Origin of the sequence: Pectobacterium carotovorum (genome assembly GCF_900129615.1) — a bacterium.
GTDB lineage: Bacteria > Pseudomonadota > Gammaproteobacteria > Enterobacterales > Enterobacteriaceae > Pectobacterium > Pectobacterium carotovorum.
The window spans coordinates 1-12,575 of record NZ_FQWI01000014.1; the positions used below are offsets into that span (position 1 = coordinate 1).

General features: G+C 53.0%; 4 protein-coding genes. 3 read left to right on the forward strand and 1 reads right to left on the reverse strand.

The features are described from left to right. A partial coding sequence (locus BUB06_RS19990; protein ID WP_139294559.1) for an Ig-like domain-containing protein occupies positions 1-7,142 on the reverse strand: 7,142 nt, incomplete at its 3' end. 382 nt (positions 7,143-7,524) lie between these two features. On the opposite strand from BUB06_RS19990, the gene BUB06_RS19995 reads away from it, so the two are divergent. The 3 genes from BUB06_RS19995 to BUB06_RS20005 all read left to right on the forward strand — a co-directional run bounded on the left by BUB06_RS19995 (position 7,525) and on the right by BUB06_RS20005 (position 12,553). After that, entirely contained in the window at positions 7,525-8,877 is a 1,353-nt protein-coding gene (locus BUB06_RS19995) for a TolC family outer membrane protein (RefSeq protein ID WP_039476005.1), read from the forward strand. 78 nt (positions 8,878-8,955) lie between these two features. Further along, positions 8,956-11,205, forward strand: coding sequence for a type I secretion system permease/ATPase (locus tag BUB06_RS20000; RefSeq protein ID WP_039476006.1), 2,250 nt, complete (start codon positions 8,956-8,958; stop codon positions 11,203-11,205). After that, positions 11,192-12,553 (forward strand): HlyD family type I secretion periplasmic adaptor subunit, encoded by a 1,362-nt coding sequence (locus BUB06_RS20005; protein ID WP_010302478.1) that lies wholly within the window; start codon positions 11,192-11,194, stop codon positions 12,551-12,553. The genes BUB06_RS20000 and BUB06_RS20005 overlap by 14 nt, the downstream gene beginning before the upstream one ends. The last annotated feature ends 22 nt before the right edge of the window (positions 12,554-12,575 follow it).

The following is a 12,575-nucleotide window of genomic DNA, read 5'->3' on the forward strand; positions in this document are numbered from 1 at the left end:
TCGACTTTACCCGTCACCGCAATCGTCTGGCCGGACTCGGCTGCGTTGATGACGTTGTCTGACGTGACATTATCGATAGAAATCGAAGCGACAGGTGCTACGGTATCCACGCCGTAAGTGTGACTGGTATTCGCAGTGGTCGCATTGCCTGCAGTATCGCGTGTGGTGACGGTCGCACTCACATCGCTGTTTGCAGCCAGCACAGAACCGGGAACATTCACGCTCCAGGTTTTACCGTCGGTATTGACGGTCGTCTGGTAGGTCTCGGTACCCACTTTGACGGTCACCGCATCGCCTGCTTTCACGTCGTTATCGACTTTACCGGTCACGGCAATCGTCTGACCCGATTCGCTGGCGTTAATCACGTTATCAGACGTGACATTGTCGATAGAGATAGACGCGGTTGGGGCTACGGTATCAACACCGTAAGTATGCGAAGTATTCGCGGTCGTGGCGTTGCCTGCAGTATCACGCGTGGTGACGGTGGCGGAGATATCTCCGTTGGCTGCCAGCACCGCGCCCGGAACATTGACGCTCCAGGTTTTGCCATCGGTATTGACGGTCGTCTGGTACGTTTCGGTACCCACTTTGACGGTCACCGCATCGCCTGCTTTCACGTCGTTATCGACTTTACCGGTCACGGCAATCGTCTGACCCGATTCGCTGGCATTGATGACGTTATCGCTGGTGACGTTATCGATAGAAATCGAAGCCGTTGGTGCAACGGTATCGACGCCGTAAGCGTGACTGGTATTGGCGGTGGTGACATTGCCTGCGGTATCGCGCGTGGTGACCGAAGCAGAGACATCACCGTTAGCAACCAGTACCGATCCCGGCACATTCACACTCCAGGTTTTGCCATCCGCATTTACCGTCGTCTGGTAGGTCTCGGTGCCGACTTTGACCGTAACCGCGTCGCCCGCTTTCACGTCGTTATCGACTTTACCGGTGACGGCAATGCTCTGGCCGGACTCGCTGGCATTGATGACGTTGTCTGACGTGACATTATCGATAGAGATCGATGCGACTGGCGCAACGGTATCAACACCGTAAGCATGACTGGTATTGGCCGTGGTGACGTTACCCGCGGCATCACGGGTGGTGACCGTCGCACTCACATCACCATTCGCGGCCAGCACGGAACCCGGAACATTTACGCTCCAGGTTTTGCCGTCGGCATTGACCGTCGTCTGGTAGGTTTCGGTACCGACTTTCACCGTAACCGCATCGCCTGCTTTGACTTCATTGCCAACCTGACCAGTGACCGCAATCGTCTGGCCGGATTCAGCGGCATTGATCACGTTATCGGACGTGACATCATCAATAGAAATTGAGGCAACAGGTGCAACGGTATCGACACTGTAAGTGTGGCTGGTGTTAGCTGTGGTAACGTTGCCCGCCGTATCGCGCGTAGTGACCGTCGCAGAGACATCACCGTTAGCAGCAAGTACAGAACCGGGAACATTCACGCTCCAGGTCTTGCCGTCGGTATTCACCGTGGTCTGGTACGTCTCGGTACCGACTTTAACCGTGATGGCATCACCCGCTTTCACGTCGTTATCGACTTTACCGGTCACGGCAATCGTCTGGCCGGATTCGGCCGCGTTAATCACGTTATCGGACGTGACATTGTCGATGCTGATAGATGCTGTCGGTGCAACGGTATCCACGCCGTAAGCATGAGAAGTATTGGCGGTGGTGACGTTGCCTGCCGTATCGCGGGTGGTCACGGTCGCCGAAACATCACCATTGGCGGCCAACACAGAACCCGGAACATTCACGCTCCAGGTTTTACCGTCGGTATTCACGGTCGTCTGGTAGGTTTCGGTACCCACTTTGACGGTCACCGCATCGCCTGCTTTCACGTCGTTATCGACTTTACCGGTCACGGCAATCGTCTGACCCGATTCGCTGGCATTGATGACGTTATCGCTGGTGACGTTATCGATAGAAATCGAAGCCGTTGGTGCAACGGTATCGACGCCGTAAGCGTGACTGGTATTGGCGGTGGTGACATTGCCTACGGTATCGCGCGTGGTGACCGAAGCAGAGACATCACCGTTAGCAACCAGTACCGATCCCGGCACATTCACACTCCAGGTTTTGCCATCCGCATTTACCGTCGTCTGGTAGGTCTCGGTGCCGACTTTGACCGTCACCGCATCGCCCGCTTTCACGTCGTTATCGATTTTACCGGTCACCGCAATCGTCTGGCCGGACTCGCTGGCGTTAATCACGTTATCGGACGTGACATTGTCGATGGAGATAGACGCGGTTGGTGCGACGGTATCGACGCTGTAAGCATGAGTCGTATTGGAGGTGGTGACGTTGCCTGCCGCATCACGCGTGGTGACCGAAGCAGAGATATCACCATTGGCTGCCAGCACAGCGCCCGGAACATTCACGCTCCAGGTCTTGCCATCAGTATTCACCGTCGTCTGATAAGTCTCAGAACCAACAGTAACAGTGATCGCATCGCCCGCTTTGACTTCATTACCGACTTGCCCGGTCACGGCAATCGTCTGGCCCGACTCGCTGACGTTAATCACGTTATCGGACGTGACATCATCAATAGAGATAGAGGCTGTCGGGGCTACGGTATCGACACCGTAAGTGTGCGAGGTATTGGCGGTAGTGACGTTACCTGCCGTATCACGAGTGGTGACCGTCGCTGAGACATCACTGTTCGCAGCCAGCACCGAACCCGGAACGTTGACGCTCCAGGTTTTGCCATCGGTATTGACGGTCGTCTGGTACGTCTCGGTACCGACTTTAACCGTGATCGCATCACCCGCTTTCACGTCATTACCGACTTTACCGGTCACCGCAATCGTCTGGCCGGATTCGCTGGCATTGATGACGTTATCGGACGTGACATCATCAATAGAGATAGAGGCTGTCGGCGCAACGGTATCAACGCTGTAAGCATGAGTCGTATTGGCGGTGGTCACGTTGCCTGCGGTATCGCGTGTGGTCACGGTCGCCGAAACATCGCTATTTGCCGCTAATACAGAACCCGGAACGTTCACGCTCCAGGTCTTGCCGTCGGTATTCACCGTCGTCTGGTAGGTCTCGGTACCGACGTTAACGGTGATGGCATCACCGGCTTTCACTTCATTGCCGACTTTACCAGTCACGGCAATGGTCTGGCCCGATTCGCTGGCATTAATCACGTTGTCTGACGTGACGTTATCGATGGAGATCGACGCCGTTGGCGCAACCGTATCGACACCGTAAGCGTGACTGGTATTCGCAGTCGTGACATTGCCTGCAGTATCGCGCGTGGTCACTGTGGCACTCACATCACCATTGGCTGCCAGCACTGAACCCGGAACGTTCACGCTCCAGGTTTTACCATCGGTATTCACGGTCGTCTGGTACGTTTCCGTGCCGACTTTGACGGTAATCGCGTCGCCTGCTTTAACGTCGTTATCGACTTTACCGGTGACGGCAATGGTCTGGCCCGATTCGCTGGCGTTAATCACGTTATCGCTGGTGACATTGTCGATAGAGATAGACGCGGTTGGCGCAACGGTATCAACACCGTAAGCGTGACTGGTATTGGCCGTCGTGACATTGCCTGCGGTATCGCGCGTAGTGACCGTGGCACTCACATCACCATTGGCGGCCAGCACCGATCCCGGAACGTTCACGCTCCAGGTCTTGCCGTCGGTATTGACTGTCGTCTGGTAGGTCTCGGTGCCCACTTTTACTGTCACTGCATCGCCGGCTTTGACTTCATTGCCAACTTTACCGGTCACCGCAATCGTCTGGCCCGACTCGGTAGCATTAATCACGTTATCAGCGGTGACATTGTCGATGGAGATAGACGCGACAGGTGCTACGGTATCCACGCCATAAGCATGAGTCGTATTGGCGGTGGTCACGTTGCCTGCCGTATCGCGAGTGGTCACAGTGGCACTCACATCTCCGTTCGCAGCCAGCACCGCTCCTGGAACATTCACGCTCCAGGTTTTGCCGTCGGTATTCACCGTCGTCTGGTACGTTTCAGTACCGATTTTTACAGTGATCGCGTCGCCCGCTTTCACGTCGTTATCGACTTTACCCGTCACCGCAATCGTCTGGCCGGACTCGGCCGCATTAATCACGTTGTCTGACGTAACATTATCGATAGAAATCGAAGCCGTTGGTGCAACGGTATCTACGCCGTAAGTGTGGCTGGTGTTAGCTGTGGTAACGTTGCCCGCCGTATCGCGCGTGGTGACCGTCGCACTCACATCACCGTTTGCTGCTAATATCGATCCCGGAACGTTCACACTCCAGGTCTTACCATCGGTATTGACGGTCGTCTGGTACGTCTCAGTGCCGACTTTAACCGTGATCGCGTCACCCGCTTTCACTTCATTACCGACTTGCCCGGTCACGGCAATCGTCTGACCGGACTCGCTGGCGTTAATCACGTTATCGGACGTGACATTGTCGATACTGATAGACGCCGTGGGTGCGATGGTATCAACACCGTAAGCATGAGTCGTATTGGCGGTGGTCACGTTACCTGCGGTATCGCGCGTGGTCACGGTGGCACTCACATCGCCCTTAGCTGCAAGCACCGAACCCGGAACGTTGACGCTCCAAGTTTTACCATCGGTATTCACCGTCGTCTGGTAGGTTTCGGTGCCGACTTTGACGGTAATCGCGTCGCCCGCTTTCACTTCATTGCCGACTTTACCCGTCACCGCAATCGTCTGCCCGGACTCGCTGGCATTGATGACGTTATCAGATGTGACGTTATCGATACTGATAGACGCGACTGGCGCAACGGTATCAACACCATAAGTGTGGCTGGTATTCGCGGTGGTGACATTACCCGCCGTATCACGCGTAGTGACGGTGGCAGAGATATCGCCGTTGGCTGCCAGCACAGCGCCCGGAACGTTCACGCTCCAGGTTTTGCCATCGGTATTGACGGTGGTCTGATAGGTTTCGGTACCGACTTTCACCGTCACCGCATCGCCTGCTTTGACTTCATTACCAACCTTACCCGTCACCGCAATCGTCTGGCCGGACTCGGCCGCGTTAATCACGTTATCGGACGTGACATTGTCGATAGAGATCGAAGCGACAGGTGCTACGGTATCAACACCGTAAGCATGAGTCGTATTGGCGGTGGTGACGTTGCCTGCAGTATCTCGCGTGGTAACGGTGGCGGAGATATCGCCATTGGTGGCAAGAACAGAACCGGGAACATTCACACTCCAGGTCTTACCATCGGTATTCACCGTCGTCTGGTACGTCTCGGTACCGACTTTAACCGTGATGGCATCACCCGCTTTCACGTCGTTATCGACTTTACCGGTCACGGCAATCGTCTGGCCGGATTCGGCCGCGTTAATCACGTTATCGGACGTGACATTGTCGATAGAGATCGAAGCGACAGGTGCTACGGTATCAACACCGTAAGCATGGCTGGTATTCGCAGTGGTCGCATTGCCTGCCGTATCGCGGGTAGTGACCGTCGCCGAGACATCACTGTTCGCAACCAGCACCGATCCCGGAACGTTGACGCTCCAGGTTTTACCGTCGGTATTCACAGTGGTCTGATACGTTTCCGTGCCGACGGTAACGGTGATCGCATCGCCCGCTTTGACTTCATTGCCGACTTTACCCGTCACCGCAATGGTCTGACCGGATTCGCTGGCATTAATCACGTTATCGGACGTGACATTGTCGATGGAGATAGACGCGGTTGGTGCGACGGTATCGACGCTGTAAGCATGAGTCGTATTGGCGGTGGTGACATTACCTGCGGTATCACGCGTGGTCACTGTAGCGGAGATATCTCCGCTCGCAGCCAGCACCGCTCCTGGAACATTCACGCTCCAGGTCTTGCCATCAGTATTCACCGTCGTCTGATAAGTCTCAGAACCAACAGTAACAGTGATCGCATCGCCCGCTTTGACTTCATTACCCACCTGACCAGTCACCGCAATCGTCTGGCCCGATTCGCTGGCGTTAATCACGTTATCGCTGGTGACATTGTCGACAGAGATAGACGCGGTTGGTGCGACGGTATCGACACCGTAAGCGTGACTGGTATTGGAAGTGGTGACGTTACCCGCCGCATCGCGCGTGGTGACCGAAGCAGAGATATCGCCATTGGCTGCCAGCACAGCGCCCGGAACATTGACGCTCCAGGTTTTGCCGTCAGTATTCACAGTGGTCTGATACGTTTCCGTGCCGACGGTAACGGTGATCGCATCGCCCGCTTTGACTTCATTGCCGACCTGACCAGTGACCGCAATGGTCTGACCCGATTCGCTGGCGTTAATCACGTTATCCGACGTGACGTTATCAATAGAGATTGAGGCGACAGGGGGCAAAGTATCGACCGTTACCGCTTCGCTTCCGCCCGTGCCAGGAATGCCCGCAGCATCGGTGTAGCTGCCGTCAGGAATACTGACGCGGACTTCTCCTTCAAAATTGGCGGCTGGCGTCAATGTCGCCGTCCAGCGAGTTGGATCGTTAGGATCCTGCACCAGATTCGTTACCGAGCCGTTTGTTACGGTGATATCACTGAGGTCAAAACCAACGATCGGTTTTGTGAAGACGAAACTTACGGTGCCATCACTGTTTATGACAATGGTGACAGAAGGCGGAGTGGTATCGGTGGAATCCGTTGCCGCAGCCAGCAACGTCGTGGATGAATCTACGCCATCCAGAACGGACGAGGCTCGGTCAGTAAACGATACGCCAGCGGTATCATAGCCAATCGGGGTAGTCACGACCTCGGCCGTCAAATTCAGAACGACCGCTGGATTGAAATGCCCACCACCGCCGTCACCCGCTTCTCCGGTGTCATCATTACCCGCGGCAGTCGCTTCTAATACTTGCGTTGGGTCGGCGCCCTGAGCAATAGCATCTTGTATCGCCGCGACATCATCGGCGACATCCGCATTGGCCTGAGAGGACGCATTGCTAACATCGCTCCAGCGGCTATCGCGCCCCAGATCCAATGTTTTCCCATCCGGTAATGTGATTGAAACCGCGCCGTTAGCGCCGGTCACTACCTCTTCACCGCTGTAAACCCGATCGCCAGCAACCAGCAATCTCTGGCTTCCATCAAGCGCGACGATAAAAACTTGTCCGATAACGAATTTAATGACACCAATCACACCGTTCAAAATACTTTCTCCTTGATATCTATAATTATTTTTATAATGTGGCGATATTGCGGCTATAGATTTTTGCTATCATCCTGATAAGGTTGATTTGCTGTGTGTCATCCTGACATTTTATGAAAAAAAGCGTTACGATAGTGCTGTCGTTATGCGTCAGACGCTTGACTCAATGACTAATATAATAAAAAATTCGGAATATTCTTTCCAGAACTTTACTCATTTAGAGTAAGCCTTATTTTTTCTTGTGCAGGGCGCTTCAGGGAAAGGGATTAACATATTGATATAAATGGAATAAAAGCAAATCAATTCGTTAAGCGTTTATATAACACTCAAACACTTTAATAGGAATAATCACAAATAAAGTTTTTGTGAAGGAAAACTGCTGATGATGCGTAGACACTCTTTTGCTTTATTACCTTTTATTACCCTTTTTTCCACAGCAACGCATGCCGAGACGATTCAGGAAGCAATAAAAAGCACGCTCTATACGCATCCTGAAGTAAGCGCCGCTATTAATAGCCGTTTTTCTGCCGAACATGATTTACGTGCGGCCAAAGGCGGATATCTCCCTTCCATCACGCTAAGTGCAGGTGTTGGCCGCGAAGAGACCGATAGCCCCTCAACACGCGCCAGCACCAATAAGCGCGTTGAGCTCAGCCGTCAGGAATCGAGTATCAATCTAAGCCAAACGGTATTTGATGGTTTCGCCACCTCCAGCGAAGTGGGCAGACAGCGTGCCACGGTCAATTCACGCGCTTATAAAGTATTAAATACCAGTGAGGCAACGGCATTAGATACCGTTCAGGTCTATCTCAGTGTGCTGCAACGTCAGGAATTTGTCCGTCTGGCGGAAGCCAACCTTGCAAGCCATGAGCGCATTTACGATCAAATCAGGCTGCGCAGCGAACAAGGCGTTGGGCGACTGGCCGATTTGGATCAGGCGGAAGCCCGTCTTGCGCAGGCCCGTAACAACGTGCTGACAGAAAAAACCAATCTGGACGATGCAAAAATCAACTACATGAGCATTGTGGGTAAGGTACCAGAGAATTTGGTGATGCCCGATGCTTCTGTTATCAAACTCCCCGCCTCGCTGGAAGAAGCGCTGCGTATCATGCTGGCTAACAGCCCGGCTCTGAAGTCTGCAGAATCAGATATTGAAGCCACTCAGCAGCAGTATGAGACTTCAAAATCAACGTTTTACCCGCGCCTCAATGTTGAGCTCTCTCGCACGATGGATAACAACGTTGACGGAACGCGCGGTCAAAATAATGAGTGGCAGGCGATGCTGCGGATGCGCTACAACCTGTATGAAGGCGGTAGCAGCAAAGCCAACATGGAATCAAAAGCCTATCAGGTAAAAGAAGCACAGGATGTCCGAAATAATGCCCTGCGCCTGCTGAGCGAAGAACTAAAACTAGCCTGGTCAGCGCTAAATAACTCGCGTCAGCAGCTGCCAATTGCCGCCGAATATGCCGACCGCAGTATGAAAGTGCGTACCGCCTATCAGAAGCAATTTGGCCTGGGAGAAAGGACGTTGCTGGACCTGCTGGACAGCGAGAACGAACTGTTCACCGCACAGCGCCGTCTGGTCGAGGTTCGCTTCACCTCCCTCTACACCGAATACCGGATCGCATCCCGCATGGGAGAGCTATTAAACCGTTTAGCGATCCCAGCGCCTGATGCAGGTACCAGCTTGACAAACGTCACCACCCAAGCAGAGTTGCCGAGCCTTAATTAATATATTTCATTGGTCAGACGGCGATAAATTATGGTTTATATGCGGGGAATTACGTTGCGTAAGGGAACGTTTAGTTAAATGAAGCTGCATTCAGTACAAGAGACAAATGGTTCTGATAAATCAGTTGCCCAGGAGTCTATCGTCCAAGAGCCAACTGTCCATGAATCGACTGGTGTTCATGAGCCCATCATTCATGAACACAGTGACCCTCGCAGCCGTCATGACGATCCCTTATTGGATAGCTTGCTGATCCTCTGCACCTTGCAGGGGAAATCTGTCAGTCGTACGACACTCACCGCGGGGCTCCCTTTAGCCAACCAGCGGTTATCGGTAAAATTGCTCCCAAGAGCTGCTGCACGTGCGGGGTTACAAGGACGCGTTCTCAAACGTTCTCTGAATAAAATTTCCGAAATGTCGCTCCCCGCGATGTTGCTGTTACGGGAAGGAGGTGCGGCGATTCTGTTAGGCTGGAATGCTGACGGCAGCGCGCGTCTGATGCCCAGTGAAACAGAAGGCGGAGAAATTTCCGTTGAGCACAATACGCTGCAACAGAATTACCTCGGTCTGGTGATGTTCGCCCAGCCTCGCCATCAGTTCGATCTGCAAAATCCGTCTCTGATCCCCCGAACCAAATCCTGGTTCAAAGATACGCTTAAACTTTCACGCTCACTCTATCTCGATGCCGTCCTCGCCAGTTTGCTGGTGAACATTATCGCGCTTGCCACGCCGCTGTTCGTGATGAATGTTTACGACCGCGTTGTGCCTAATCAGGCAACGGCGACACTATGGGTGCTGGCTATCGGCGTTACCGGCGCGTTTATTTTCGATTTGATACTCAAAACGCTGCGCGGCATTTGCCTCGATATGGCGGGCAAGAAAACCGACCTGATTATTTCCGCCACGTTATTTGAACGCATTACCGGTATGTCGATGAAGGCTCGACCTCCACGGGTCGGGAGCTTTGCACAAAATATTCATGAATTTCAGTCGCTCAGAGATTTCCTGTCGTCACTGACGCTGACGACGCTGATCGATTTTCCTTTTACGCTGCTTCTGCTGCTGGTTATCGGCATCATCGGCGGCCCTCTGGTCTGGGTTTCCATACTGGCCTACCCTATCGCCCTGCTGGCAAGCTGGGCGATGCAAAAGCCGCTGTCCGCGACCATTGAAAAAACGATGCACCTTGCCAGTGAACGGCAGGCTACGCTGATCGAAACCTTGAGCTGTCTGGACGCAATCAAGGTCAATAATGCGGAAAGTGAACGGCAGCACCAGTGGGAACAGACCATTGGCAGCCTGAGCAAGCTGGAAATGCGGGCCAAGGCACTGTCTTCATTGGCGGTAAACCTGACGCAGTGGTTCCAGCAATTTGCTGGCGTTGCCATGATTGTCGTCGGCGTCTATATGCTGATTAACGGCAAACTCAGTATGGGTGGGCTGATTGCCTGTTACATGCTGAACGGCAGAGCGCTCATGCCGTTGGGCCAACTTTCTGGGCTGGTCAGCCGTTACCAACAAGCACGTTTGACGATGCAAACCACCGAACAGATGATGCAGCTGCCACAAGAGCGTAGCGATAACGAACGCCCGCTGAAGCGCGAGAGCATCCGGGGCGGTATTGAATTTCGTGATGTGACGTTTAATTATCCGGAACAAAAAACCAGTTCGCTGCAAGGCATCAGCCTGACCATCGCGCCCGGCGAGAAAGTGGGCGTCATCGGCCGCAGCGGTTCAGGCAAAAGCTCGCTGCAAAAACTGATCGTAAACCTCTATCAGCCTAATACGGGCAATATTCTCATCGACGGCGTCGATGCTCGTCAGTTGGATGTCAGCGATTTACGCCACAATATCGGTTATGTTCCTCAGGATATTCAGCTATTTAGTGGCTCGCTGCGCAATAACCTGATTAGCGGCGCACGCTATGTCGAAGACGAAGCCATGTTGCGAGCCGCAGAAATTTCAGGGGTGAACGAGTTTGCTCGTCTGCACCCCGATGGCTACAACCTTCAGGTGGGTGAACGCGGCCAACAACTCTCCGGCGGGCAGCGTCAGGCTGTCGCGATAGCCAGAGCGCTGCTGCTCGATCCGCCGATTCTGGTGCTGGATGAACCCACCAGCTCGATGGATAACACCAGCGAAGATCGGTTAAAGCAAGCCCTGGCACCCGTGATTGCAGAGAAAACGCTCTTACTGGTCACTCATCGGGTTTCCATGCTGGCACTGGTCGATCGTTTAGTGATTGTCGACAGAGGCAAAATTATTGCTGATGGGCCGAAAGCAATCGTGATGGATGCGTTGAAGAAGGGGCAAATCAATGCGTCTCGGTAAATATATCAAACGAATCAAACGGTATTTTGTCGGCGGAGATGAAGAGAGCCTGCAAACGATGCCAGAAGTGAGCCGGGCAATGGCCGAGGATTCGCCACGTTCTATTCGCTTCACGCTGTGGGCTATCGGTGCTTTTTTCCTGTTTTTCATCCTGTGGGCCGGGCTCGCGAATATCGATGAAGTCACGCGGGGTGACGGTAAAGCCATTCCATCCTCTCGACTGCAAAAAATCCAAAACCTGGAAGGCGGCATTATCACGGAAGTATTCATTCGTGAGGGACAAGTCGTCAATGCAGGCGATCCTTTGCTGCGCCTTGATGATACGCGCTTTGCCTCCAACGTCGGTGAAACCGAAGCTGACCGGCTTGCGCTACTGTCGCGAATTGAACGCCTGAACGCCGAAATCAACGGCCAAGAGCTTGTGCTTTCCGAAGAAATCACGACGCAAGCGCCTAAAATCGCGGCAGGAGAAAAAGAGCTTTATAACAGCCGCCGCCAGCAGTTGCATAATGAGATATCCGGTCTGGAAGAACAGTTGATCCAGCGCCAGCAGGAACTGCGGGACTTCTCAGCCAAAGAGATTCAGTTCCGCAACAGTCTTGGCCTGCTCCAGCAAGAAATTAAAATGTCAGAACCGCTGATCGCGGAAGGCGCGATTTCTAAAGTAGAAGTTCTACGCCTGCGCCGTGCTGAAGTCGAAACCCGTGGCCAGCTTGATTCCATCAAACTCTCCATTCCGCGGGCGGAGTCTGCGATTAAAGAGAGTGAGAATAAAATAGAAGAAACGCGCAGCCGCTATAAAAGCGAAGCGTTATCTCAGTTGAGTGAAGCACAAACCAGCCTGAACAAAATTGAAGCCACAGGGAAAGCGCTCGAAGATCGGGTAAACCGAACGCTGGTCGTCTCCCCGGTTCGCGGTATCGTACAGCAGGTTCTGGTGAATACCATCGGGGGAGTGATTCAACCGGGTAGCGATCTGGTAGAAATTGTTCCACTAGATGACAAGCTGTTGGTCGAGGCTAAAATTCGCCCTCAGGATATTGCGTTTTTACACCCTGGTCAGGACGCCATCATAAAATTAACGGCCTACGACTACACCATCTATGGTGGCCTAAAAGGCCAGTTGGAACAAATCAGCCCGGACACCGTCACTGATAAAGAAGGCAACAGCTTTTATATTATTCGCTTACGGACTGATAAGAATTATTTAGGTTCAGCCGATAAACCACTTCTTATCATTCCTGGCATGGTGGCCTCTGTGGATATAATCACAGGCAAGAAAACTATCCTCAGCTATTTGTTAAAACCGATTATTCGGGCAAACGCAGAAGCACTACGAGAAAGATAATAAAAAAGGCGCCCGACAGAGC

Coding starts and splice junctions, on each gene's coding strand:
- BUB06_RS19995 (WP_039476005.1), top strand. CDS start 7,525: ATGATGCGTAGACACTCTTTTGCTTTATTACCTTTTATTACCCTTTTT.
- BUB06_RS20000 (WP_039476006.1), top strand. CDS start 8,956: ATGAAGCTGCATTCAGTACAAGAGACAAATGGTTCTGATAAATCAGTT.
- BUB06_RS20005 (WP_010302478.1), top strand. CDS start 11,192: ATGCGTCTCGGTAAATATATCAAACGAATCAAACGGTATTTTGTCGGC.